Annotated in this window: 19 protein-coding genes; 6 read left to right on the forward strand and 13 right to left on the reverse strand. The window is 40.8% G+C overall.

What is annotated here, in order from left to right; genetic code table 11:
* Positions 1-99: 99 nt before the first annotated feature.
* The 3 genes from V7K98_RS04575 to topA form a co-directional block, all read right to left on the reverse strand.
* Positions 100-465 carry a hypothetical protein gene (locus V7K98_RS04575; RefSeq protein WP_335019641.1) on the reverse strand — a complete coding sequence of 122 codons (366 nt, stop codon included), beginning with the start codon at positions 463-465 and terminating at the stop codon, positions 100-102.
* A gap of 164 nt (positions 466-629) precedes the next feature.
* Positions 630-1424 carry a peroxiredoxin-like family protein gene (locus V7K98_RS04580; protein ID WP_335019642.1) on the reverse strand — a complete coding sequence of 265 codons (795 nt, stop codon included), beginning with the start codon at positions 1422-1424 and terminating at the stop codon, positions 630-632.
* Between the two features lie 525 nt (positions 1425-1949).
* Positions 1950-4133, reverse strand: coding sequence for a type I DNA topoisomerase (gene topA, locus V7K98_RS04585; RefSeq protein WP_335019643.1), 2184 nt, complete (start codon positions 4131-4133; stop codon positions 1950-1952).
* 341 nt (positions 4134-4474) lie between these two features.
* On the opposite strand from topA, the gene V7K98_RS04590 reads away from it, so the two are divergent.
* Positions 4475-5761, forward strand: coding sequence for an AAA family ATPase (locus V7K98_RS04590; protein ID WP_335019644.1), 1287 nt, complete (start codon positions 4475-4477; stop codon positions 5759-5761).
* On the forward strand, positions 5754-6359 hold the full coding sequence (locus tag V7K98_RS04595; RefSeq protein WP_335019645.1) for an RloB family protein: 606 nt from the start codon (positions 5754-5756) through the stop codon (positions 6357-6359). Before V7K98_RS04590 ends, V7K98_RS04595 begins: the two co-directional genes overlap by 8 nt.
* A gap of 84 nt (positions 6360-6443) precedes the next feature.
* On the opposite strand, the gene V7K98_RS04600 is transcribed toward V7K98_RS04595, so the two are convergent.
* Both V7K98_RS04600 and ftsH read right to left on the reverse strand, forming a co-directional pair.
* Positions 6444-7358 (reverse strand): DUF928 domain-containing protein, encoded by a 915-nt coding sequence (locus V7K98_RS04600; RefSeq protein WP_335019646.1) that lies wholly within the window; start codon positions 7356-7358, stop codon positions 6444-6446.
* A gap of 732 nt (positions 7359-8090) precedes the next feature.
* The gene (ftsH, locus tag V7K98_RS04605; RefSeq protein WP_335019647.1) at positions 8091-9992 is read right to left on the reverse strand and encodes an ATP-dependent zinc metalloprotease FtsH; all 1902 of its coding nucleotides are present in this window, start codon (positions 9990-9992) and stop codon (positions 8091-8093) included.
* A 312-nt stretch (positions 9993-10304) separates the two neighbouring features.
* On the opposite strand from ftsH, the gene V7K98_RS04610 reads away from it, so the two are divergent.
* Positions 10305-10850: an NADPH-dependent FMN reductase gene (locus tag V7K98_RS04610; RefSeq protein ID WP_335019648.1), complete on the forward strand. Its 546-nt coding sequence runs from the start codon at positions 10305-10307 to the stop codon at positions 10848-10850.
* 156 nt (positions 10851-11006) lie between these two features.
* Here V7K98_RS04610 and V7K98_RS04615 read toward each other — a convergent pair whose 3' ends face one another.
* The 4 genes from V7K98_RS04615 to V7K98_RS04630 form a co-directional block, all read right to left on the reverse strand.
* Entirely contained in the window at positions 11007-11303 is a 297-nt protein-coding gene (locus tag V7K98_RS04615; RefSeq protein ID WP_335019649.1) for a hypothetical protein, read from the reverse strand.
* Between the two features lie 1306 nt (positions 11304-12609).
* Positions 12610-13494 carry a hypothetical protein gene (locus V7K98_RS04620; RefSeq protein ID WP_335019650.1) on the reverse strand — a complete coding sequence of 295 codons (885 nt, stop codon included), beginning with the start codon at positions 13492-13494 and terminating at the stop codon, positions 12610-12612.
* Between the two features lie 70 nt (positions 13495-13564).
* Positions 13565-14158, reverse strand: coding sequence for a DUF1517 domain-containing protein (locus tag V7K98_RS04625; RefSeq protein WP_335019659.1), 594 nt, complete (start codon positions 14156-14158; stop codon positions 13565-13567).
* A 63-nt stretch (positions 14159-14221) separates the two neighbouring features.
* On the reverse strand, positions 14222-15799 hold the full coding sequence (locus V7K98_RS04630) for a pentapeptide repeat-containing protein (protein WP_335019660.1): 1578 nt from the start codon (positions 15797-15799) through the stop codon (positions 14222-14224).
* Positions 15800-15853: 54 nt separating this feature from the next.
* Here V7K98_RS04630 and V7K98_RS04635 point away from each other — a divergent pair, with 54 nt between their 5' ends.
* Positions 15854-16708, forward strand: a complete 855-nt coding sequence (locus tag V7K98_RS04635) for a prephenate/arogenate dehydrogenase (RefSeq protein ID WP_442940392.1) — start codon at positions 15854-15856, stop codon at positions 16706-16708.
* A gap of 57 nt (positions 16709-16765) precedes the next feature.
* Positions 16766-17056: a hypothetical protein gene (locus V7K98_RS04640; protein ID WP_335019651.1), complete on the forward strand. Its 291-nt coding sequence runs from the start codon at positions 16766-16768 to the stop codon at positions 17054-17056.
* Positions 17057-17557: 501 nt separating this feature from the next.
* Here V7K98_RS04640 and V7K98_RS04645 read toward each other — a convergent pair.
* Complete coding sequence (locus V7K98_RS04645) at positions 17558-18070, reverse strand: DUF3122 domain-containing protein (protein WP_335019652.1); 513 nt, start codon at positions 18068-18070, stop codon at positions 17558-17560.
* Between the two features lie 693 nt (positions 18071-18763).
* Here V7K98_RS04645 and V7K98_RS04650 point away from each other — a divergent pair.
* Complete coding sequence (locus tag V7K98_RS04650) at positions 18764-19669, forward strand: polysaccharide deacetylase family protein (protein WP_335019653.1); 906 nt, start codon at positions 18764-18766, stop codon at positions 19667-19669.
* Positions 19670-19995: 326 nt separating this feature from the next.
* Here V7K98_RS04650 and V7K98_RS04655 read toward each other — a convergent pair whose 3' ends face one another.
* From V7K98_RS04655 to V7K98_RS04665, 3 genes are all read right to left on the reverse strand, one after another.
* Positions 19996-20160, reverse strand: coding sequence for a hypothetical protein (locus V7K98_RS04655; RefSeq protein WP_335019654.1), 165 nt, complete (start codon positions 20158-20160; stop codon positions 19996-19998).
* Positions 20161-20169: 9 nt separating this feature from the next.
* Positions 20170-25557: a translocation/assembly module TamB domain-containing protein gene (locus V7K98_RS04660; protein WP_335019655.1), complete on the reverse strand. Its 5388-nt coding sequence runs from the start codon at positions 25555-25557 to the stop codon at positions 20170-20172.
* A 439-nt stretch (positions 25558-25996) separates the two neighbouring features.
* The coding region (locus V7K98_RS04665) for a hypothetical protein (protein WP_335019656.1) at positions 25997-26212 on the reverse strand (216 nt) is incomplete at its 5' end.

Here is a 26212-nt window from a genome sequence, read left to right on the forward strand (position 1 = left end):
GCTGAAAATACTTTAATTTGCATCCTCAAAAAAATAAATCTCTTGTGGGGTGGGCATCTTGCCCGCCCTAGCTGTGCAAATTAAATGCACGACAGCTTATTAACGCTGCCAATCATAGATTAATCGCCCATGACGATCGCGCACAAGTTCCCATTCTCCATGACGATATGGTTGTCCGTGATAATCTACAGAGCGATAGCGTCGTCTGTAATAATGTTGTCGATTGCGCTGGCGTTGATAATAATATCGTCCAGTCCGTTGCCCTCTATGATAATGTCGTCCAGTCCATCGGTGAGCTAACAAAAACTCTTCACTTTGCTCTCCAACTAATTTTGTCTGTGCCTCAAGACTCTGTTCATTTAGCACATGATTAAGAGTAGTATCCTTAGCTTCAGCTAAAGCAGGTGGATAAGTGAAGGCTAATAGCAGGAACACAACTGAGGATAGCTTTTTGAAACGGTTCAAGTTTTTGCTTTTCCTAAACTATTGGTAGTAATTTTATTTAATACTTAAGTTGAGCAACTATATAGTTCAGAATTCACAAACTTGAGTAACGCAAAAGTAACGAAAGTACTTATGAGTACGTACGTGGAAAAATTTATAACAACCATTTAATTATAATGACTGAATTACTTATACAAAAAATCTAAGGGATTGCTCATATTTTCGGCAAAACCAAGAATATTGCGATCGCAATGTTCGTAAATTAATTTACCTTGAGAATCAAATAAAAAAGTTGCACCCCGTTGTGTCAAATAAGATGAATCTGGTACATAAGTATTCCAGTTGCTCAAAACTTCGGTCATGTTTCTCAGGCGCAGTGTTGCTAGTTCAAAAGGACGCTGAAAGCCTTTTCCTCCAGCAGCTTGAAAAAATGAACCTTTCATTGGTGGTAAAGGTGTACCCCCGACAACTTCCTCATCAGCAATTAACTGAGGAGCTTTTTTATCACCTTTATAACCCCGAAAAACTTCTTTCAGAGTTCCGGGACTACCAATTCCAGCACACATTAGCATTAAATTAAGCCAAGCTTTTTGTGACGTTGATAGCATTGGTAATTGTATAGATAGACCGCGATAAAGCCGTAATAAAGCGTGAATTTCGGCTATTGTATCCACAAACAACCATTCTTGAGGAAACCCCGTATATTTACAAAATTTGACACCAGAATTGCGGTTTCCAATTCCAATAGCGCGAATCGTGATTCCTCTTGCTTCGATCTTTTCTTTTTCTCTTTGCAGCCACCAAGCGTATTCTAAATTATCAAAATCTCCCAACTGCGACCAAATAAGTACGAGTAACTGTGAACTATTCAAGCAACCATCTAAAACGGGTTTAATCACTCCATCACTAACTCGCAAGCGTTGAGTTTGACTCAAAATCGAGTAAATATCTGAAGAATTGAAGCGTGTTTGAGTATTCATTATTCCCTATTTCTTATTCCCTCTCTCTTGTAATCTCATGTCCGGTTAATTAGTTATCCTGTCCTCTCCTTAATCCCTCTCCTTATTAAGGAGAGGGACAGATTTTGCATAGCAAAATCAGGGTGAGGTATCTCCAGGGCTGCGCGATAAATCTTAAAACCCCGTCAACAACTATTTGTGTGTACACCGTAGGTAAGCGGGGAGACAAAGCGTAGCTTTGGCGGGGTGGGGTTCTTCGGGTTTAGTATAGCGGTTCTCAGTCGAGTGAGGTACACCCGTAGGGGCACACCACTGCCGTGCCCTTATACTTCGTGATTAATCTTGTACCGCATCTGAATGGTAACTGCTATAACTAATCAAGCGGACATGATATAAGAATATCAGAGGTCAATAGGCTTGGGCTAAGGCTAAAATCTTTTTTCAAAGTCAGTTTTTTTAACGCCGGAGGCATTACCACAGAGGCACAGAGAACGCTGAGAGAAGAAATAAATGCTTAACTGAACTGTATTGTATTAGAGGTGGAATCTAACAATTTAACTCCCCAAGCTTCGGACTCCACCACCCTTTTTGTGTGCTGAAATAAGCTACATCTTTGTGTTTAGTATCCTTACGAGCTTGTGAATCGGAACATCGCAACATTTTCTTACTCTGCCCCTCTTTGATGTAACTGTACTCCTCTAGGGGTTTCTTACATACTGGACAAGGATATTCCGTTATCTTCACGGAAGGCTTTTGTTGATTCTCAGCCTCAACTGCTTTAGTTCGTGGTGGCTGCCAAGTTTTATTAAAGTCGCTCCAAAATAGCACGACATCACAGCCTTTTATACATTTGAGAAAATATTTCTTTTTAACTTTAGTACTTGGAATTTTGGCGAGAAAACTTTTGCATTCAGGGCATCGCGTTTTAGAAGTTTCATATTTGCGTTGGCGTAGCCCGTCGTAGACATCAGATATCACATTAACTTTACCTGTTGGAGAACTGGCAACTACAGTTTTAGCTTTGGTAAGTGCTGGCACAAAGTAATTCTGATTCCAACTAGTTAAATAATGCTGCCAAGAATTCTTTCCTTCGGAAATGGCATCAAGGGCATCTTCCATTTTCGCTGTGAATTCTGCCTCTAGTAAATCTGGCAGTGCTTTGAGCAAAAACGCATCAACTTCTAACCCTAACGCTGTCGGTTGCAGATGGTCTTTTTTCAACTCGACATAATTTCGTTTTTTTAAGGTAGCAATAGTAGGAGCATAAGTACTTGGGCGACCAATTCCTTTACGTTCCATCAGTTGCACTAATTTGGGTTCGCTATAACGCGGTGGTGGCTGAGTCTGCTTCTTCTCATGTCCAGCATTCTCCAGTTTCAATGCTTGCCCCTGTTTTAATGAAGGTAAAGTACTATCCTTGCTGAGATTATTCCAGTACCGAGCATAACCGTAAAATTCAATTACTTGCCCTCTGGCTGACCACAATAGAAAACCAGATTGAGTAATCACCAAAGTTTTACGCAATTGGGCAGCCTTACATTGAGAAGCAATTGACCGTTTCCAAATCATCACATACAGATTAAATTCATCATCAGGAAGTTCTAAGCGCAACTGAGTTGAGGGACGAAATACATCTGTGGGACGAATCGCTTCATGTGCTTCTTGAGCAGATTTGCTACTACGATGCTTGGCGACTTGCGTCGGTACATTCGGCGGGTCATTTTGCTCTAACCATTTACGGGCGCTGGCACAAAATTCTGGACTCAGCATCACTGAGTCTGTTCGCATATATGTTATCAGCCCTGCCTCATAGAGCTTTTGAGCAACAACCATAGTTTTGTCAGGAGCAAACCTCAGCTTTGAACCGGCTGCTTGCTGAAGGCTGGAAGTTGTAAATGCTGGCGGTGGCTGGCGGTTAACAATTTTTCCTTCAAAATGAATCACCTGATGAGGATGTCGCTGTGCTTCTTCAACTAAACGTGTTGCCTCTGCTTCGGAAAGAACACGCTTAGACTCTGGTGCTTCTGGACTATTTCCTGCCTTTGCGTCATCATGAGTTTCAGTTTCTTGCTCTGCTGCATCTTTGGCAGAATTGACCGTCCCTTTGTAAAAAGCTCGGAATCCTTCAGCATAATCTACCCAGACACTCCAGTAATCTTGGGGGACAAAAGCTAGAATTTCGTTTTCTCGCTGACAAATTAAGTGCAACGTCGCGCTTTGGACTCTACCAACGCTCTTAGCGCCGTTATTTAATGCCCAAACTAAAGGGCTACCTTTATAACCCACCAACTTATCTAGACAATCTCGGCACAACCCAGCACCGATTAAATTTTGGTCTAATTTTCTGGGATTAGCGATCGCACTTTGAACCGCCGATGCTGTAATCTCAGTATAAATTACTCGTTTCGGTTCCCTTAAACCCAGCGTTTCTTTGAGATGCCAAGCGATTGTCTCACCTTCCCGATCTGGGTCAGTTGCTAAGACAACTTCATCAACCTGCCTCACCGCAGACTTGAGTTTCTGGATTGTTTCTTTGGCTCGTTGGTCACGCGGAACGTAGTTGCATCGGACATTATTGCCGTCCATGACAAAGCCCAAGGAATCGTCCCCCTCATTGCTGAGTTCTCGGATATGACCACAACTAGCGAGAACTTTCCAATCGGAACCCAGAATTTGACTGAGTTTTTTGACTTTTCCGGGAGACTCGACCACAAGGAGGCGTTTGATCATAGCAACTGCATTCTTGATTCTGAGCGATAAACTGGCAATTGCAATTAGCGATCGCCTTTCTTCGTTATGTAGATTTTCTAGAATACTGTACCAAAAAGCTTTAGCAATTGCTTAACTCTGAAGTAATTTTTTGTACCTAAACCTTTGCTTTACTGTTTTTGCAATAAAACCGCCAATTGTCCGGTGCAGGCATTTATTATGCTGCATACCTTAATAACAGTACATTTGTACATGATAAAAACAGCCTTATAACTTAGCATCTTCAACCAATTATTGCTACTCTTAAGGCAGTAAATTACTATTTATTTACAGATTTCTGTCTGAAGCCTAAATTTCATCCTATGCTTATCGAATTTAGTATCGGTAACTACAGATCGTTTAAAGAGCAAGTCACCTTTAGTATGGTGGCAGCCGACCTTGTTGCAAAAGACAAAAAGCTCGACGACAATAATGTTTTTGAAATAGATAATGATTTAAAACTACTTAAAAGTGCCGCAATATACGGTGCAAATGCTAGTGGTAAAAGTAACCTAGCTACAGCTTTAAAATTCATGAGATGGTTCATAATTAATTCTTCTAAAGAAACTCAAAGCACAGAAAAAATAGGTGTTGAACGATTTAAACTCAGCACTGAAACCGAAGCTCAACCATCCTTTTTTGAAATTGTCTTTTTAATGAATGGCAAGAAATATAGATATGGATTTGAGACAACTCGTGATAAAGTTGTTTCTGAATGGTTATTTTATGTCCCTAAATCAAAAGAAACTAAACTTTTTGAGCGTAAACTAGACAAGTTCATTGTTTCTAAAACATATAAAGCTGACGGTATTCAGGAAAAAACAAGACATAATGCGCTTTTCTTGTCTGTATCTGCTCAATTTAATGTCCAGATTGCAGAGAAAATCTTGGATTGGCTGACAAACAAAGTTGCACTTATCTCTACTTTAAATGATAGAGGCTATCGAGGATACACTGTTAGTTGTTTAATGAATAATGAAAATAAAGATGAGATTCTTCAACTGCTCAAAAAATTAGATTTGGGATTTAGTGATCTCAAGGTAAAACAAAGTGAAATTACTGCTGACTCTTTACCTAAAGAATTGCCAGATGAACTAAAGAACTTAATTTTAAAAAATGGGGAAGGAAAATTATCATCAGTTCAAACCACGCATCAAAAATTTGATGGCAAAGGAAATCTCGTATCTACAGAGGTATTTGATTTAGATGAGCAAGAGTCTGAGGGTACTAAAAAAGTCTTTTCTTTGGCAGGGCCTCTTGTTGACACACTGAAAAATGGTCAAGTTCTAATCATTGATGAATTCGATGCTAGAATTCATCCTTTAATCAGCCGTGCAATTGTTGAATTATTTAATTCTAACGAAACTAATCCAAATAATGCTCAGTTAATATTTATGACTCACGATACAAATTTGCTTAACAATAAGCTTTTTCGTAGAGATCAAATTTGGTTTACTGAAAAGAATAGATATGGTGCAACAGATTTGTACTCTTTAGCAGAATACAATATAAATAACGATGCTTCATTTGAGAGTGATTATATTCAAGGTAGATATGGCGCAATTCCATATATCGGAAATTTGAATCATCTAATCGATTCTCATGCCTAAAAGAAAGATAAACTCTTCTGGATACTCACCAAGAAAAGTTAATACGAGGGAAATTAGACAGAGATTCTTAATCGTATGTGAAGGAGCAAAAACCGAACCTAATTACTTTAGAAGTTTTCGTGTTTCTAAAAATGTCGCTGAAATAGATGTGCAGGGTTTAGGACAGAATCCAAGCAAACTAGTGCAAAGCGCAAAGGAACTGAAGAAGCAAGGGGAGTACGATCAGGTTTGGTGTGTTTTTGATCGTGATTCCTGGACTATAGAAGATTTTAATAATGCTATTGAAAATGCTAAAAATCAGGGGTTTAAAGTAGCTTATTCTAATGAAGCATTTGAATTATGGTATGTTCTGCATTTTGAATTTCTCAATACTGGTATTCCTCGAAGTGATTATCTGAAAAAGTTAACTTCTTTATTTGGTCGGACATATCACAAGAATAGCGAAACTATTTATGATGAGCTATTTGAGAAGCAAGCTATTGCTATTAAAAATGCTGAAAATCTTCTTAAACAATATAATCCTCACATTCCAGCCAAAGACAATCCATCAACAACGGTGCATTTATTAGTCAAGGAACTCAACAAGTTTATTGTATAAAAAAATGCTGACTATCCTAGACAACTTTCACCCAAAAAAGCCCTGGCTTCTCTATCAAAACCGGGTTTTTAAGTAAATTTTAATTTATCTTTGAACAGTACAACAGGGCAATAAAGGCTTATTTACAACTTCTTTAATCTCTACTGAATTCAACAAATCTTCCCAATATTTCTGAACTTCAGGATCGTTAGGATGCTGGCGGCGTAAATTAGCTAAAGTTCTCAGAGAATCTTCCCAAAATCCAGCTGTGGCAAATAGAACTGCACGATCCAAGTCTGTGCTTGGTTGGTTTAACTCAAGAGAGAGGTTTTCATCTTGCGATCGCACTATTGTACCTTTTACATAAGAGTCTTTATCACGGTTGCCTAGATCGCAAATCATTGAAAAAGTCCAATTATACTCTTTACCGATTTGTAAAGATGGCTGATTAGCAGGGACATTTACACTAACAATACCATTCTGCCCAACAGGTTTAAAGGTTCCCTTATACAATGGTTCAGAGCTATCATCATCCTGCAAAACAAATTCTAGTGCTTGTATTGTTGTAGAGGTTTGAGGAACATAGAAAAAGAATGTGGGACGCTCTGCTGTAGTTCGTTGAGCTTCCTTATCTGTTGGTGTCAGGGGAATAATATTTTGTCCAGCTTGAAAGCAACTTCCTCGTGTTCCTGCTGACTTTACCCTACCAGGTCTACCTGGGACGAAGGCAATACGATTTCTACCACGTTGGATGTAACTTGTAATATTTCTAATTGCAGCAGTAGCATACCTATCTCCAGGACGTAGCCGTTCTGCCTGCTGAAAATTCAATAAAGCTTTTCGATAGTTTCTCCGTCTAGTTTCGTTATAACCCAGTTGCATATATTGCGTGTAAGCAGATTTGGACTGTGCCAATTGATAAACCGACTCGGTTGCCAAAACCTGAGTAGTAATCACAGGCTCTAAAGGGAGAAATGCTAAAGCCGCAAGCAGATAGCTTGCCCAAAATCTATGTTTCATAATGTCCATTTACACGTGTACTACATTGATTAGGCATATATAATACAATACCTTAAGCTTGAGAGTAGCAAAGCTTTATGTACCACTTTCTAGAAATGCTGAAGTAGCCTTCTGATTTTTTGCCAAAGATTCCTGACTTACAGCGTTTTTAGGTAAATGAAGTACACAGGTAGGGGCACAGCAATGCTGTGCCCTTAATATTATCTGTACCTCACCAAGTTGCAATCTGCTGTATTTTAGAACTTATACCATTTTGGATTGAGAATTCCTTCTCTTAAAGGAAAGTGTTATACGATACAATCTGAGGCTACGGTGTACACACAAGTCATCGAATTAATTACCCAAAACAAAAGAAAAACCTCACCGAACAAGGCAAAAGTAAAAAGTAAAAAGGCACTCATAAAGAAAAAGAGCAGTGGTTTGAAGCCCCTGTCTTGAAAAGTTTCCTACGGCGGGAAACCCGCTTGACAGTTCTTTTCGCTAAATTTATTTATGGAACGAAATAAAAACATTTATTTCGAGACGCATAGCGCAAGAAATAATAAGTCCTTAATCATTTCCCCTGAATTTATTTATGGGGATTATCTTTTTACTTTTTACTTCTTAACCTGTCCTATCCAACATCCCTCTCCTTAGTAAGGAGAGGGACAGGTTTTACGCAGTAAAACCAGGGTGAGGTTTCTTAGAAGCGTATTGCATCCAAGTGAGAAACGCTATATTTTGATCGGATCTCTAATGAGGTACAGCCAATTTTTGATCGGCTACTTGGGCATTATCAGCAACAATTTGGCGAAATGAATCACCTTCAATTGTTTCCTCTTCTATTAACAAATCTACTAAACGCTCCAAAATTATGCGGTTTTCTTCCAACAGTTCTTTTGCCTTGATGTAGGAAGTGTTGACAATTTCGCGCACCTGTGAATCAATTTTGGCGGCAATTTCTTCAGAATAGTCTGATTTATTCATCCAGTCGCGTCCCAGAAATACTTCTCCACTCTGATTTTCTAAAGACAATGGGCCTAATTCTGACATACCGAAGCGTGTTACCATCTGCCGTGCCATCCCTGTCACCTGTTGCAAGTCATTACTTGCACCTGTGGTAACTTCTGGCTTACCAAAAACGATTTCCTCGGCGGCGCGACCACCTAAAGTAGCAGTAATCCGGGCTTTAAGTTGGGAGCGGGAAATTAACCCTTGTTCTTCATTAGGAGTAAACCAAGTTAATCCCAATGCTTGTCCCCGTGGGATGAGTGTAACTTTCTGCACTGGGTCATGTTCTTTGAGCAATGTGCCTACTAAAGCATGTCCAACTTCATGATAGGCAATCAAGCGTTTGCTCTTGCTGTCTACTAATGCAGTACCTTCCATACCTGCAACGACTCTATCCACAGCAGCATCAACTTCTAAAATGGTGACAGCTTCTTTGCGTCTCCTCGCAGTGAGAATAGCGGCTTCGTTGAGTAAGTTGGCTAAGTCTGCGCCAGTAAATCCAGGAGTGCGACGAGCGATCGCTTCTAATGATACGCTAGGATCAATTTTCTTATTCCGCGCGTGGACTTTCAAAATTTCCAGCCGTCCTTTGAGATCCGGTGCATCCACCATCACTTGTCTGTCAAAGCGTCCTGGTCTGAGCAACGCTGAATCTAGAACATCTGGGCGGTTAGTGGCAGCAATAATAATGATGCCTGTGTTACCTTCAAAACCATCCATTTCAGTAAGCAGTTGGTTGAGGGTTTGTTCGCGCTCATCGTTACCGCCACCGATACCAGTACCCCGTTGTCTACCTACTGCATCAATTTCATCGATAAATATTAGACATGGGGCATTTTCTTTGGCTTTTTTGAAGAGGTCACGGACGCGAGATGCACCCACACCAACGAACATTTCCACAAATTCCGAACCAGAAATACTGAAGAATGGCACACCTGCTTCACCTGCGATCGCTTTTGCTAGTAAAGTTTTACCAGTACCAGGAGGGCCAATTAACAGCACTCCTTTGGGAATGCGTGCGCCTACAGCCGTAAATCTTTCTGGCTGTTTCAAGAAAGTCACAACTTCTTCCAGGTCTTCTTTAGCTTCTTCAACCCCAGCGACATCTTCAAATTTCACTCCAGTTTTCGCTTCCATTTGGAAACGAGCTTTGGATTTACCGAAATTCATCGCTTGGCTAGAAGCATTAGTGGAGCGCCGGAGGAACAATAGCATTAAAGCCACCAGTGGCAAAATCCACATGAGATTAATCAACAGCCCAACAGCAGCCCGACTATTAGCAGAGGAAACCTCGCCAAACTCAACATTCTTATCTTTGAGTATGTTAATTAACTCTGTGTTTTGTGCCAGAAGTCTCACCTGTTGCGGTGGCGTATTCTCCTTTTGCCCTTTGAGATAAACTCTGGCTAGCTGTTCGGTTTCGTCAAGCTCTACTTTTAAGACTTCTCCCGCCTTCGCTTTCTTGAGCAAATCACCATAGTTTAGAGAGGTACTAGAAGAAGTACTGTCTGCTTTTTGTGCCAAGACGGGGGTACTCCCGAAAATTCCTGGTAACATAATCAAGCTAGCTGCGATTGCACCAACCCAAGCAACGCGCTTTGATGACTGTCTTTTTACCAATGCTTTTTTTCCCAAATTTGTCATAATAATTACCCTTTGTCTGCTGGCACAAGTTGAGCTATGGTTTTATGCCTATTCTTCTACCAAAAATTGTAATAACTGGAAATTACACTCTTATCTAGTCTAACTTCCAGATAAGGGACTGGGGAAAAGCTTAAAAGACAAATGGATAGTTATTTCCTTCGCTCATTACCCAGTCCCTAATACCCAATCCCCATTCCCCTTGATATCAATTTGACACATTCCGATACAAATCGCTAAGATAAGCATAGTCATAACGATTACGCTTTTTAAGAAGTCGGTGATAGTATCTAGTTAATAGTTTCTAGGTTAATTATGGTAAGAATTATTGGCATTGGTGGCAGTTTAAGACCAAACTCCTATACACAGCTTGCTTTACAAGTAGCAGTCCAAAGGGTAGAAGCCCTTGGTGCAGAGGTAGAAATTCTTGATTTAAGACAGTTGCAGTTACCGTTCTGCACTGGCGCAAAAGAGTATCCAGAGTACCCAGATGTTAAGCGTTTGCAGGATACTGTCTCTCAGTCAGATGGATTAATTTTAGCCACACCTGAGTATCACGGTGGGGTTAGTGGTGTCCTGAAAAATGCTCTAGATTTGATGAGCTTTGAGCAACTATCTGATAAAGTGACAGGACTAATCAGCGTATTGGGTGGCCAGTCTAACAGTAACGCTTTAAATGACCTACGGCTAATTGTGCGATGGGTTCATTGTTGGTGCATACCTGAGCAGATTGCGATTGGGCAAGCTTGGGGTGCATTCAGTCCTGAAGGCAAGCTAGTAGATGAGAAACTCTCCCAAAGATTTGATCAATTTGCTCAGAGTTTAGTTGATAACACTCGCAAGCTGCGGGGCGTGAATTAGTTGTAAGGCATTATCCTATGTTATAGAACTAATTGAAAAACTAATCACCTCAGATTTGCTGAATTTGGATATTAATTTGAGCAGGTTTATACAAATAGAAAAAGGAGAGTATTGCTACTCTCCTAACGTAATATGAGTGAGGGAAAATTTACTTGTTTAGTAATGAAGTCTTGCTTGACGTTCACGCAATTCACGAGCTTGGCGTTCACGAGCTTGGCGTTCACGTAATTCATGATTGCGTTGTTCACGAGCTTGACGCGCACGCAATTCACGAGCGCGTTGTTCGCGGACTTGGCGTTCGTGTTGGAATTTACTGTTATTAAAAGTTACAGTATCATGATTAAAACGATCGCGATCGGATTTAAATTCAGCAGCACTAGCATTTTGAGAAAGAGTAGCAATTGAAGCAACTGCTAATAAGCTTCCAAGAACAATAGATTTAAAGCGGTTCATATATCTTTTAATGCGCTTTGCATTACTTGATTTCTACATTCTCAATATAATCGGAGTAATCAGGCATACGCATGTATACAAAGTCATGTTGAAATAGTTACTTTTGTCACTAATACTAGGATTTATATTACAGGTAATTATTCAAAGCCTTATATAACTGAAAATCCCGATACAGGTAAATTTTGCTCCCCTCCCCAAAGCATCGGCTACCGTGTACACACAAGTCATCGAATTACCCAAAACAAAAGAAAAACCTCACCCTGTCCTCTCCTTAATCCCTCTCCTTAATAAGGAGAGGGACAGATTTTGCACGGCAAAATCAGGGTGAGGTATCTCCACGGCTGCGCGATAAATTTTAAAACCCCGTCAACAACTACTTGTGTGTACACCATAGCCTTATAGCGGTTCCCATTCAGATGCGGTACAAAATGATATCGCTTGGTGTAAGGGCACAGCAATGCTGTGCCCCTACGGGTGTACCTTACTAAGTCGAGAAACGCTATAGCATCGGGGAGGGGTTGGCGGTGGGGTGTTAGCGACTTTTGCAAGAGGTCTAATATTCATCATCCAAAATTTAAAAATTTTCTCCAAAGAGATTTAACGAGACTCTGTAAACAGCAAGAGAAATTGTAAATAACAGGAATTGCAGGGATTTAGTATATAAAGTCATTGGTAATTTACAGGGCAATAGAGAAAACCAAATATGTTATAACATTGTACGGATGATAGTTGGTGAAGCTAACATAACTTCAGGAGTACTTACGGTGAATCAGATACAACTGACTTTAACTATTGCTTACTTGTTAATGACATGCTATTTTTTAACCAATTGGTTGATATTTTCTCTACGTCATCCTGCTTCGACTCCAGAAGACAAATTTTTATCGGTTGTGATGTTTTTGCTAACAACTATATTCTGGCCTTTGATGATTCCGATGTCTTGTTTAGAAATGATTCAAAAAAAGCAAATAGACTTTAATAAAATGGTTCCTGTTCTCTTAGCAATCTTTATATTTAGTATTTCATATTATTTTACTGAATAATTCGTAATTAATCGTCGTTAATTCAATGATGTATTTAACATATATTTAACATATTGGGTGAAAATATGGTGCAACTTGTAGGCGCGACAGCTTGCCAGGCAAAATATCCAATCTACACAGGCAGATAAAAAACCCTACATCCGCGTGTGACAGCGATTGTAGGGCTAGTGTGTAATGAGATGTGGGTTAATTAGCTTTAGTTTTTTCCTACCTTAGAACCTTTTCCGCTCAAGAATTCTTCATTTCTCGGTAAGAAAATTTTATTAACGCCGTCTGCTGCCAAAACCACTTGAACGACGGGGTGCTGTACTACGTCCACTGCCAAAACTACTGCCAGAATTGCGTCTAGTAGTGCTGGAATTGCCAGAGGGTTGCAGGCTACTACCACCAAAACCAGAACCAGAAGGACGGTTATTACCTGTGGTGCTAGGGGGTGTATTGCGTATATTTGAATTTCCAGGATATGACCTTCTAATTGTCCCTGTATTGCGGAACGCAGTCCGATTTGTCACGACTGCGGGTGGGGCATTGTAGCGAGTTTGGTAGTTTTGAACTGCTTGACCATAGCTTCCGCCATATCCACCGAAGCCATTTAATCCTTGTCCTGATTGATAGACAGGGGGTACATAATACTGAGGTCTAAACAACAAACTACCAATTGCCTGTCCCGCCAAGCTACCAGCTACAGACCCAGCAAAGGGTGCCCAAAAGTTATTTTCTCGACGGACTACAACCGTCTCTTGTTGTCCGGTTTGGGGATTGGTTTTATTTTCGGTAACGTTGTGGACATACTCAATTTTAAAATCTTCCGTCAGATATAAAATCGGTTGTCCTTTATCTACCTTCAGATAGGTTTTCTTGCCCTGCTTGATTTCATCATCAGTTAACCGTGCCATTTGCAAATTTTCGGTTGAAAAGGTTGGCGGCTTATTGTTCAGTAAAAACAGGTTATATTCACCACTTGCATCGTCATAACTTGCTTGTTGAATTTTATACTCTCCGTCACTTAGCTTGGTGTTAGTAGAGCTTTGGCTAACGTTCTTCGCTGGAGAAGAAGTTTCGTTTCCCCCGCCACAAGCGACAGTTGTGACACACAAACTCAGAGCTAAAAAAACGGCTGTAAATTTACGTACTATGGTCATGATCATTGAATTATTGTCCTATCTCTGAGCTTAACAATTTATCGATGTGAGTAGTAAGTACGGACTACCCAACACATTATAAAGGAATCAATTCGGGATAATATTGCAATAGTTGATCGCTAGTTAGTTCATCGCCTAACTGTGCTGGCGAAAAATGCATTTGGATTGCCTTTAATCTATGTTTGTAATGCAAATTGATCAGTGCTTTCAATCCTTCTTTAAGTGCCTGAATGTTAGAAAGATCGGTTTCTAACTCTGGAACTTCTCCTTCATAAGCTACTGTAATCATCACAATGATATTGCGGGTTACAGGTATCGATAAAGGTTCATTTAATCCAGAGTCAGAACTGTAATTTGGTTCGCTCAGATATCTTTCGGCAGAGTCAGTAAATAATTCGTTCACGTAATCTCCCGCCTCGCCTTCAGTCCAAAATACGTCACCTTCGTTGGCAGCAGAAAGCCAATATTCATCATATTGCAGTAGAGTTTGGCTAATTTCTACCAATCCTTCTCCCAAAACTTCTAAGTCTCCATCGACATCGATGGCATCTCGTCCAGCACTATTTAATACTCCCAAAATTGGCGCTACTTCGCCTCCCCCTAAGTGCAGAAATAGGCGAAAAACTACATAGCGAGTTCGACCGGTCACTTTATTAAATATATCGCGCATTTTTGTCCTCCATAATTTTGTCATTGGTCATTTGTCATTGGTCATTTGTCTAATTCCCCCTTTCTAATGACTAATATAATGAAATCCTTTGATAAAATCTATAACCATATTTAATGAAGGCAATATATCATAAGTTATTGACTCATGAGATATATCATCATAAACTGAAGCATTGAGAGCAGAGCGATTAATAAATCTTTTCCCAAAGTTGGGATGCTCATGGACAATTAAGGTGTGGGCGCTAGAATTTGTTAAAACTATTTGAGTTGGGGCTTTACAAAAATTTAACTTTGCAGCTACTTCAATATTTTTTTTCATCTGTTTAATTCTTGTAGCCTGACTTATGGCTTGCTCTAGAAGAATATTTAATTGTTTCATCATTAGAGGTGATTTTAGCGATTTTAAATTTTGGTTTGTAAGAATTTCAGTGTTGATCGTTTCCACCATTTTGGAAATATTCTTTTGAGCAGATGTCGCATCTAGAAAGGGAAGAATCACTATATAAGCTGTGGAAAATAATGCTTCGTCGCTATCTACATAAAATGTAAAAACAGTTCGACGACGACCACTTTCTATGCTTGGGGGTTGTTTTAGTCTCCGGTATTCTTGAGCAATTTGATAGTAAGCGCCTGCGATCGCAAAATTGGCTTCGTGTTCTAAGGCTGCATCAACAATAATGCGGATTGTGGGCGGTGTTTCGTTAAAAAAGTCTCGTGAGTCTTCAGAATGGAAGTTTTGGATAATGGAGCGATCGCCGGCTGGACTCAGATCGACCCATTCACAAATCATCCCTTCGGTTTTTAAACCAAACCTGGAGGTGGCATAAAGCTTGGCACCAGTTAATGTTGCTCCTGTTAAGTCAGCACCAATCCATTCCGCCCTGATTAATTTTGCCTGTCTTAAATCGGCGTGGATGAAAATTGTATTCGTTAAATTAGCATTGGTTAAATCTGCGCCAATTAAAGTAGCTCCGCTCAATTTTGCGCCGCTCAAATCTGCCCATCGGAGATTTGCACCGCTCAAATCTACCCACCGGAGATTCGCGCCGCTCAAATCTGCTCCGCTCAAGTTAGCATGGCTGAGATTCGCTTGTCTGAGTTCGGTATCTCGCAAATTTGCACCACTCAAATCGCAACGACTGAGATCGCTGGCGTTTAAGTTAGCCATCTCTAAGTTAGCTCCCGTCAAGGAAGCGCCTCTTAAGATAGTCTCGCTCAAGTTGGCGTGGCGAAGATTGGCTTGGCGGAGTGTCGCCTCTCGCAAATCAGCACTGGTGAGGTCAGCTTCCGACAAGTCGGCGCGACTGAGATCGGCTCGAATTAACTCAGCGCGAATCAACAAGGCTCCTTTAAGTTGAGCGCGACCCAGATCGGCTCGAATCAAATTAGCGACATTAAGACTAGCCTTATTTAAGATGGCGCTGGATAAATTCGCACCACTGAGTCTGGCGACATTTAGCTTGGCATTGCTCAAGTTAGCTTCGCTCAGATTTGCGCCACTGAGGTTAACTATACTCAAATTAGCATTGCTCAGATTTACGCCACTGAGTTTGACCCCACTCAGATTAGCTTCTGCGAGGTCAACACCACTAAAGTTTAAGACTCCTGCTGCGTATTGTTCCAGTAATTCCTCTACAGTCATTGATGCTACCCCTTGGATGCCAACTTCAATAGTTGGTAAAGTCATAAAAACGGAATGTCAAAATCAAAAATGAATATTGGGATTTTAGGGTTGGGATTGATCGGCGGATCTTTGGGTTTTGATTTGCGATCGCAAGGACATCATATCTTAGGAGTCAGTCGCCGTGAATCTACCTGTAAAAAGGCAGTTGAACTCGGTACTGTTGATGAAGCATCAGTTAATCTGAGCCTATTAGCCGCCGCAGAGGTTGTATTTATTTGTACACCTCTAGCGCTTATTGTTCCCCAATTGAAGGAGATGATCGCTCATTTGTCTACCGCTACTGTCGTGACCGACGTAGGTTCAGCGAAAGCAGAGATAGTCAAGGCCATTTCTCCCCTTTGGGATAATTTTATTGGCGGTCATCCAATGGCGGGAAGAACAGACAGTGGAATAGAAGCTGCACAACGGAATTTATTTGTTGATAAACCTTATGTATTAACACCGATAGCTACAACGCCAACTAGTGCTATTACGGTTGTAGAAGAAATTGTGCGATCGCTTGGGGCTAATATCTATTATTGTCAGCCAGAGCAACACGACCGCGCTGTTAGTTGGATTTCCCATTTACCTGTAATGGTCAGTTCTTCCTTGATTGCTGCTTGTTTGAGTGAAACTGACCCCGATGTTTTGGAATTAGCCCAAAAATTCGCTAGTTCAGGTTTTCGGGATACCAGCCGTGTAGGTGGAGGGAATCCAGAGTTGGGAGTGATGATGGCGCGGTATAATCGTCAAGCATTGCTGCGATCGCTCCAACAGTATCGTCATAATCTCGATGAGTTAACTAACTTAATTGAACAAGAAAACTGGGAAGTTTTAGAGCAAAAGCTAAAATCAACAGGTAAGGCACGACCTGATTTTGTTGATTAGAATTCAGAAATCACGACAAACCGATGTACTATACAGATAAATTTACAAAAATCAACAATGGTAGAACGTCCAATAAAAAAATCGGAACGTCAGTCCCAAGTAAATACTGACAACAATTCCGAAAATACGGATTCCATAACTCCTATTGAATCCAACCCCAAAAACTCAAAGCCGACCCGTAATCGCTCATCTGGAACTGATAAAAAAGCATCTTATGGGAATGAAACCAGGCAGCAGGGGAATCCGGCCCTAGCGCGTGGGCCAAAACCAGTTAAACCTCCAGTTAAAGTCGAAACAGAAGAACCTGAAACCGAATCGGAAACTATTTCTGAGGAGTCTCCAGACTAATAATTACTCCTGCGTTTGATGTGGGAGGCTTTAACTCGTCTTATAAGTATATGAAGACAAGATTTTTGCCTCCCCAGGCATTAATTATAGAAACACTCAGTAAGCGTAAAACTCAGTCCTTTTAGGGCTGAGATATAAGCGACTCGTGTGACTAAAGTCACCTAAGTTTACTCTCTTGTGATATACTAAAGCACTAAACTAAAATCACTAAAAAAGAAATACAAGACTTCAAAAACAGGTTTTCTAAACGGTTACACCCTACTTAAACGTAGATAGCGCGAAGAAAAAGTAAATTTGAGAAGGTTTCTAGAAAAGTGAGAAGGTTTCAAAAGTAACGGGAAAGCTTAAGTTAAATTTTGCTGACTCACTAGACGTTGTTTGACCAACGTAGCGGGAGTTAGGTTCACCTAACTTTGTATGTAGAATCTCAGTCACTTTAGTGCTGAGAGTGTCAAGCTCCCCATCACCATTAGGTTATTCTGATTTGGATGCTTTTACTAACTAATCAATCTCTGTAACTAGCCATTGCCACTCAGTGACTACATTATTGGATATGTTGAGAACCAATTGCTGTCCACTAGAGAGAGGCACATAGAGTTTGAGCGCATCAGTTGTTGGCAATTTGGGTAAGATATCAGTCATATTATATTCCCCCACATTGGAAACGGGTGCAGTTAAAGCATAAGCATCCGATGCACTCAGCAACTTTCCGGCTACTGTCTCAATCAACAATGGTTGAGGATGAGCAATTTCAACGACACCCGGAAAACCAACTAAGCGCAACCGTAAGTCCTTTACTGCACTAGTATAATTTTGTTTGAACAGCAACACTTGCCAAGCATATCCTTTTTCATCTTTGAAAGATACTTGTGAGTGGTAGCGTAAGATACCAGGAGAATCATGATGTTGACGCAACAGCGCTTGTGCAGACTCCACACCCCATCCACATAGAGTTAATGTGAGAAACACTATTAGGGCACAACGCCAAAAATATTGTTGAAATTTTCGCTTCATTTTACACATTTTACAACAGAATTCAGGAGCAGAGCCGGGGATGCTCCACTAAGGGACTTCCAAATAAAAAAATACCCAAAAAACTGACGAAAAAAACTCTCTTCTCCTCATTTCTCTGTGCCTCTGTGGTTCGTTTATTTAGGTAATTTATTTCTTGGAAGTCCCTAAGATGTCAGAAGTAACGCCCCTATAGCTGAACTTTGCCCTAGCATTTTTCTTGGTTACGGTTATACTGCCATCATTGCTGCTTTTATTGGTCGGTTAAACCCATTAGCTATTATTTTATTCAGTCTTATCATGGCACTCTTGTACGTAGGTGGCGAATTAGTGCAAATTAAATTGCGACTTATCTTAGCTTTAGCCGGGATATTTCAAGATATTTTTTTCTTTTATTAGGACTCATATTTGATTATTGAAATACATGTAGTGGCGTGTTAGCGAAGCGTAACGCACCTCCCCCGAAGCTTCTCGTGCGTTACGGCTTACGCCTAACACACTCTACATATACTTAGATTTTTTCAGGAATCAAATCGGATTCCTATAGCAGCAGATATATTAATTTACAACCAAGTACGAGTAATGTAATTGATGATTAAAGGTAGATGAGAGGGATGAGATACTAAATAATAGGAACTAATTCTTCCCAATTCCCAATGCCCAATGCCCAATAACTAATATTTCAGGAGATTTAATATGTTTAACCGTAAATTATCGTCATTACTAAAGCTATTAACAATTACATTGGTTGTTAGTGTAAGTAGTGTGGGTATCAGTCTGCTTGCAGGTACAACTAAACTTGACCATCTGTTTGGAAGTCAAAAGTTAAAAGGTGAGAATGCTAAAACGAGTTCGCGTAGGGCAATGAGTGCAGATGCTCAGTCTATCACCCCGGCTACAGACCAGATGAATGAAGTGCCAAAGCCTTTTCAGGGAACAATCATTTATCAAGCAAAATTAAAAGGAAATGAGAAAGTCATCGCCCTAACTTTTGATGATGGCCCCGGCCCTAAAAATACGGTACAGATTTTAGAAATTTTGAAGAAAAATAATATCAAAGCCACATTCTTTATGATTGGGGAAATGGTGAAATATTTTCCCAAAATTGCCCAGCAAGTGGCTGCTGATGGTCATGTAATTGGTAATCATACATGGCATCATTGGTATTTTCAAATGGATGGAGCAACTGCGGCTAGTGAAATTGACCGCACAGCAGATATTATTTACAAGACGACAGGAAAAAAAACGACTCTGTTTCGTCCCCCTGGAGGCTTTCTGAATAATGGACTAGCCCAATATGCCAGAAACGAGAAGTACGCTGTCATGATGTGGTCAGAAGAGTCGGGAGACGCTGAACGTCGTTCGCCTCAAGTGCCAATGCTAGTTAAAAATGTGCTGAAATATGCAAAACCAGGTGCAATTGTACTGATGCATGATGGGGGCGGTAATCGTTCAAGATCGGTTAAAGCTTTACCAGAAATGATCTCAGGTTTGAAGGCTCAAGGCTATCGATTTGTGACAATTCCAGAATTGCTGGAAATGCAAGCCCAAGAAGAAAAGGCGGTAACGGCAGCATCAACAGTCGGAACAAATCATCAGTGAGATACAAGAACCCCACCCCCAACCCCCTCCCCGCAAGCGAGGAGGGGGCTATGATGTAACTCATTTGATTAGGAAAAGGTATATTTTCATCAAATAATCTTAACCGAACCGTATTGGTGGCATTTGGCCTTCTTTATCTGAAAAAATTTAAGTAGTGTAGGTAAAAATAAAATAGCTAATGCATCGGCTAACAATCAATACGCTTGGGTTAACTATTTCTTTCTTCTCTCTGCGTCCTCTGCATCTTGGCGGTGATGCCTCCGGCACGCTCCCCGAACGTTAAAAAATTGACCTTGATAATAAGTTTTAGCCTTAACTGAACCGTATTAGGCTGACAATGCCATTGTTTCGACTGACAATGCCATTGCTTCAACTGACAATGCCATTGTTTCGACTGACAATGCCATTGCTTCAACTGACAATGCCATTGTTTCGCCTAACAATGCCATTGTTTCGGCTGACAACGCCATTGTTTCGACTGACAATGCCATTGCAGCAGTCTAAAATCGAGTTTCATACTCAACTTGGAATTGATTTTCATCTCCTAAATTAGTTGAGCCTCGCATTAAAATTTCGTCGTTGAGTCGATAAAGTACGTTGTAACGAAAAGACTCATCTGTAGCTAAAGCCCGCGATAAAGAGGCAGAGAAATTTCTATTAATATTAAACACGCCTTCTGCTGATAAATTCAGAACTGAAGCTCTTGATGTTTCATTATTAGTAGTAGGGGTAGGATATATCCGAAATTCGCTGAAGCCAACAGCCTGACCGATCGCAGTGATAGTTCCTTGTAAACTACCTAAAATGGTAGAACTAGCGAAATTAGTCAGCCCTTGTCCTGCATCTGCTTGACCGAAAGAACCAAGAATTGAGCCACCCAACAGACCAACTATTTCTCCCCGACTACGGCTAGGTTCACTCGTCAGTTCCAAATTGTCGCCCAATTTACTAGCTGGGCCGTTCACTCTTGCTTGAACAGTAACGGTACGTAAAGTCCCAAAGTTATTTACAGAAACATCGCTGACTTCAGCAGACAATGGTGATTCTAAAACTTGGCTGTTTATTGTTGATGCTTCAGGTACGATCGCAGTAAGTCGAACATCCAAAGTAGGATCGAGTCCAAGGCTAGGAGTAAATCGCGCAGTTTGTTCGTAACCTCGCGCTAATGCAAACTCAGTAGAAAATAAACTCAGTCGTCCTCCTGTCAAACGAATCAATCCTTCAGGCAGTGGCTTGGCTAATGTACCATTGATAGTCAAGTCGCCTTTTGCCTCAAAGTTGACTATCGGCTGACTTAATGCGGCTCCTCCTGGTACAAAGCTCAGTAGAGACGCTGTGGTAACATGAATATTCTTGTCTAGACTCAACTTTAAATCTGCAAACTCTACAGGTAAATTGAGTGTAGTTCCTGTACTAGGCTTATTATCTGGTGTAATCACTACGCTAGCGTTATTCTCTGCTGTAGTCACTGGGTTAGCGTTACTATCTGGTGTAGGTGTAGCATTAGCGTTAACCTCTTCTCTATTGATGACGTTATTGTTAGCTTGTGTTGTAGCTGCTGATTTTGTCTTAGTAGAGTTTCCAATAGTCACCTTACCATCACTTAGCTTAATCTCTCCACCAATTACAGGTTTTAGGGCTGTTCCGCGAATTACGACATCGCCACCGACACCGCCTTCATACAATCCTGCAAGCTTAAAATTGAGTTTGTCTGCTATTGATATTGTCAGGGGATTCGCTGCGCCTTGCTGAGGATTCAAAATTGGCAGGATGCCTGATGCAGTTATTTGCCCTTTATTGTACGTAGCTTGAATGTTTTCAACATTTACTGTATTGCCATTAAATTGCGCTGTCCCTGTGATATTTGTTAGGGGTTCGGATAAAGCTTGAGCGCGAATAGTTGCATTGTTAACTGTGGCGTTTCCATTAATAATTGGTTCCTTTAAAGTACCCTGAATATTCAAAGCTACTTTTCCTTGACCGTCTACCCAAGTTACTTGATTATTGGTAAATAGATTTAACAGTGCCAATCCTTCGTTATTCACATTGGCGTTGATGCTGATTTGATTGCTATCTGGTTGCACTGCGGCAAAAGGTAATGCAGCAGGTATGTTACCTGTAACTGTAACTGGTTGTGTTCCGGTTACTAATAAGGTACTGTCGAAATTCAAGCGAGCATTGTTGTAGTCAAAGTTCACCTGTCCTGTTTGCACAGGTTGCTTGTTGAGAGTCGCATTCGCCAGTTTTACATTCCCTTGGACTATGGGATCTTTGAAACTACCTCCCAAAGTGGCATCAGCATTTACATTACCAGTGATATCTACGGGATATTTTTCTATAAAAGGTTGTAAGAGTGATAAAGGTAGACTTGCTACATTCAATTTCCCAGATAGTTTTTCAGTTCCTAATTGTCCCGAAAAAGCTACTAGTCCTTGATTGATTCCAACACTCAAGGGCGAAAACGTGACGATTCCATCGGCAAAAGTACCTTGAGCAATAACTTGATTAATTGAGTATTCACCCCATTTCCAGTTAGCACCTTGGAAATTAAAGCCAACATTCAACCCAGATTTTAAGGAACCATTACCTGTAATTCCTCCGCTCAAAACACCCGTTAATTCTGCAAGAGTGGGCAAAGATGCCTCTTGTTTTGTTTCTTGTTGCTGTTGTTTTGCTATGGATGTTGCAATATTAGAGAAATATGCTAGCTGTGTTTTCAAATCTGCATTGGGCAAAGTAATAGGTTTGGTATCAAGAACCTCTGCTCCAGCTAATGTTGGAGGTTTCAACCCGGTACTAATATCTCGAAAGTCGAAGATGTTAAATGCTTGTAAAAGTCTCTCAACTCTGGTTTGGTCTAAATTAGCTTGGAATTGAAATTGGGGATCGTTCCCTGTTTTCACATTTCCACTTAAGGCGATGTTGCTATCTCCAATCCGCAATCGGCCATTAGCCAAGCTAGCAGTACCATCAGCATAATTGATGCTGCCGCGAAATTCGTCTGCTGCAACTCTGGCAACGCGAGGCGCTGCGATCGCAATGTCTCCCGCAACTGCATAATTATTAAGATTGACAACTAAGTTTCCTGATAGTTGTCCCCCCAAAGGTTTCAACTGATTGTTAGGCAAAAAGCCACCAATTAAAGCTATAGGAAACTTTTGGGCGTTGATGAGTAAGTTATCTCCCTCGGTTCTACCTTTAGTAACTGCGCCATCCCGACTGACTAAAAATGAGGTTGGACGATAATTTGCACCCAAATTAAGCGCAATTATGTCTTGCTTCCCAGCTAGTTGCAGACTTGCCCCCTGTCCCCCTTGAAAATTCGCCTTTCCGGTTAAAAGGCGATCAAATGCCAAATTACTAACTTGGAAATTCCGCAGCCGGATGTTGCCGTTAGCTTGGGGAACATCTGGAGTACCTGTAACTTTTCCATTAAAATCAAGTAGCCCCGCTACTGCTACATCTCCAGGAATTTGAAAGCCTGTATTTTTTAAGTTGAAATTCTGTGCTAGTACGTTTAAATCAAATCCGGCAATTTGGGGTGAACCTGTTGGTGGAGTTTGAATTGCGATCGCACCATTAGCACTCAATCCTGCGGTACTTGCGTTTTCAACTATAATCTGCTGTCCATTCCACTGAAATTGAGCCGTCAGGGGTTTTGCCAGCAATGATACCCCTTGAGATAGGCGGATTTGTCCGGCGGCGCGAATATCTGCAAGTTTGAAAGATGTTGTTGTGCCTGATAACTGAAGATTGCTATTGAGCCGTCCTCGCAGTTGTGGTGAGAAGCGGTTGAGTTGGATTTGAGAAGTGTTCACAGCTGCTTGCCAGCGTTGTTGTGCAAGTTGACCTTTCGCCCTAATTGTCCCGCCTGCTACGTTCAATACGGCATCTGGCAAGACGATATTCTCTCCTTGTTTGGCGACAACAAGCCTGCCGCTAGTGGGATATGTAGCTTTAGGCGCTTGCACCCGCGCTACTGCTTGCAGGTTGCTCAGAGTGCCGGAAATATCGGCATTTGCTGATACATTGCCAATGGTAATACCTGGTGAGGATTTGTATGCTCGTGCGATCGCATCTCCTGGTAAATTTTTGGCTTGGACATTCAATGCTACCCTACCCTGGGATGCAAGCTGAAGTTGCCCGCTAGCTGTTACTTGCCCTCCCACCTCTGGATTTGCTTGAACGCGAGCCACATTGACGTTTAAGGGTTTACCCAGAGAACCAGAAACTCTAGCGTTGGCAGATATACCACCAAGATTCAGGGGAGTTGAAATATTGTAACCTTGAGCGATCGCATTTCCTGGTAAACCTTGAGCTTGAATATTCACACCTACTTGACCTTGGGGAGCCAGTTGAATTTGACCACTGGCTGTAATTTGCCCCCCTGTTGGCGGTGTAACTTGAACGCTGGAAATATCAAGGTTTAATGGCTGTTTCCCAAGTGAGCCAGCAATTTGTGCCTTTGCTGAAACATTCCCAACTGCGATCGGTAGGGTAACATCATAGCCACGCGCTAGGATATCCCCGGATACACCATCAACTTGAGCATTAAATATTACATCTTTTTTCCCTCCTAAATTAGCTTCACCGCCTCCTGTGATTTGACCACCGGCTGCGGGGACTATTTTCAAATTGGAGACAGCAAGTTGAGATGCAGTTTGAGATACATTCAAGCGGAAATCAGTATTGACAGCTTTGAAGAGAATACGGTCAACTTGAATAGGTTTTGTATTGCTTACTGTACCGCTAACGACTGGTTTCTGAAGTGCGCCTAAGACCTTAATATTTGCTTGAATTTCGCCACTAGCTGGGACTGACGAATTTACATTTAATGTATCTAAGATATTTTTAGCAGTAACTGGTTTTATTTGAGCAGAGACATTAAAACCGGTTTGAGTATTAATTGTTCCATTAGCGAGAATCGGAACTTTGCCAAAGTTCGTACTCAAATTTTCTAAAGCAACTGTCTGACCTTGAAATGTAAATCTCCCATTAAAATTAGAAACCTGCTGAGGGATACTTTGAATTTTAGCAGCGATTTGATTAGCACTAGCTGTTCCTGTAATCGCTATATCTGACAGTTTGGGTGGAATTTTAACTGCTAAGTCAGCATTTAAATATCCTGCTTCTAAGGTAATTGGTAACTGAATTAATCGACTGATATCAGATGCTTGTAAATTCTGTGTTGAAACGTTTAGGCTAGTTTGTTGAGCTTTTACTTGGGTTTCCCCAGCAATTTTAACTCCGCCTCCCCTGTTGAATTGACCATTGATATCATAACCAATTCTTTGATTTTGATCGAAAAATCGGGCAATACCACCAACTTGATTTAATACTACCGACCCTTTTGGTTTAGTTGGTGCGGCGAACGGCATCAACTCCACATTTCCATCTTGAATTTGAAGTGTCTCCAACTCGGTTTGAATAGCACCTTTTCCTTCTCCAGCCTTAACTTGGGCTGTAACCCAACGCCCATCTCGATCCTGTTGGATATAGACATTGGGTTGAACTAATGTGACATTTAATACTAGTTTTCGGCTTAAGATAACTTGCCAGGGCGAGAACTGTACCTCTAAAGCTTTTGCTACCACCTGGTCTGCATCGGTGGGAGTTGCGGGTATAGATAAAGAGGTAAATCTTAGACTAGAGAGCGAAAAACGTTCAACTTTCCCGACTTTTACAGGTCGCCCAAGCAATTGTTCGAGATTTTGCTGCACTAATGGCGCTAAATCTTTATATACATAGCTTCTAGCCCACCAAGCACCGACTGCAATTCCAATCAGTAAAACAACACCGAGAGCCAAACTGATACGTCCTAAAAGGAGGAGCCATAAACGAGGATTAGATGGTTGCTGATTATTTTCTGAATTTGGAGATCGCGTCATTATTGTTAGCAGTATTTTGAACTGAAATCAGCCGAGAGACGGGCTAGTAGTAGTTGTATCAGCCAGTCAAAAGTTGTGGTTTTAGAATATTAGATATATTTTTGCTTCATCTTTTAAGATTCTATAGTTAGGCAAATACTTTTTTGACAAACTTTGCTTAATTATTAGCAAAGTAAATGATTGGTATTTCTTGTCTTACAATACATATATTATTTTCAGTAACTATCTTTTGTTCAAAAAAATGATATCTTTAGATAGATTTTATTTACTTGCCTATTGTGCATAAAAGTTTAGATGATAAACAATCCTAATATTAAACTACTCCATGATATCTGGTGTATATACAACGCTGGTTAGAAAATTCAACCTTGTAGAATCTTACCTATAGCGGTTCTCAATTGCATGAAATACAGACCTAACAAGAACAGCCCCTTCCCTACTAGCGTTGGGGAGCAAGATTCAAAGTCTCTCTCGTTTTACGAGCTACGGTGTACACACAAGTATGACCAGTATAGGTTTCAACTCTTTTAGTAGCTTCGTAGGGTGCGTTATGGACACGTCGAAATAACAAATGAGTACTCCGAAATAACAAATGAGTTCGCCGAAATAACAAATCAGTACTCCGAAATAACAAATGAGTACTCCGAAATAACAA

This window comes from Nostoc sp., from assembly GCF_036917435.1.
Classification (GTDB): Bacteria; Cyanobacteriota; Cyanobacteriia; order Cyanobacteriales; family Nostocaceae; genus Nostoc.

Coding starts and splice junctions, on each gene's coding strand:
- V7K98_RS04630 (WP_335019660.1), bottom strand. CDS start 15,799: ATGACTGTAGAGGAATTACTGGAACAATACGCAGCAGGAGTCTTAAAC.
- V7K98_RS04645 (WP_335019652.1), bottom strand. CDS start 18,070: ATGAAGCGAAAATTTCAACAATATTTTTGGCGTTGTGCCCTAATAGTG.
- V7K98_RS04595 (WP_335019645.1), top strand. CDS start 5,754: ATGCCTAAAAGAAAGATAAACTCTTCTGGATACTCACCAAGAAAAGTT.
- V7K98_RS04655 (WP_335019654.1), bottom strand. CDS start 20,160: ATGGCATTGTCAGTCGAAACAATGGCGTTGTCAGCCGAAACAATGGCA.
- V7K98_RS04635 (WP_442940392.1), top strand. CDS start 15,854: ATGTCAAAATCAAAAATGAATATTGGGATTTTAGGGTTGGGATTGATC.
- topA (WP_335019643.1), bottom strand. CDS start 4,133: ATGATCAAACGCCTCCTTGTGGTCGAGTCTCCCGGAAAAGTCAAAAAA.
- V7K98_RS04610 (WP_335019648.1), top strand. CDS start 10,305: ATGGTAAGAATTATTGGCATTGGTGGCAGTTTAAGACCAAACTCCTAT.
- V7K98_RS04600 (WP_335019646.1), bottom strand. CDS start 7,358: ATGAAACATAGATTTTGGGCAAGCTATCTGCTTGCGGCTTTAGCATTT.
- V7K98_RS04580 (WP_335019642.1), bottom strand. CDS start 1,424: ATGAATACTCAAACACGCTTCAATTCTTCAGATATTTACTCGATTTTG.
- V7K98_RS04620 (WP_335019650.1), bottom strand. CDS start 13,494: ATGATCATGACCATAGTACGTAAATTTACAGCCGTTTTTTTAGCTCTG.
- V7K98_RS04660 (WP_335019655.1), bottom strand. CDS start 25,557: ATGACGCGATCTCCAAATTCAGAAAATAATCAGCAACCATCTAATCCT.
- V7K98_RS04590 (WP_335019644.1), top strand. CDS start 4,475: ATGCTTATCGAATTTAGTATCGGTAACTACAGATCGTTTAAAGAGCAA.
- V7K98_RS04615 (WP_335019649.1), bottom strand. CDS start 11,303: ATGAACCGCTTTAAATCTATTGTTCTTGGAAGCTTATTAGCAGTTGCT.
- ftsH (WP_335019647.1), bottom strand. CDS start 9,992: ATGACAAATTTGGGAAAAAAAGCATTGGTAAAAAGACAGTCATCAAAG.
- V7K98_RS04640 (WP_335019651.1), top strand. CDS start 16,766: ATGGTAGAACGTCCAATAAAAAAATCGGAACGTCAGTCCCAAGTAAAT.
- V7K98_RS04650 (WP_335019653.1), top strand. CDS start 18,764: ATGTTTAACCGTAAATTATCGTCATTACTAAAGCTATTAACAATTACA.
- V7K98_RS04625 (WP_335019659.1), bottom strand. CDS start 14,158: ATGCGCGATATATTTAATAAAGTGACCGGTCGAACTCGCTATGTAGTT.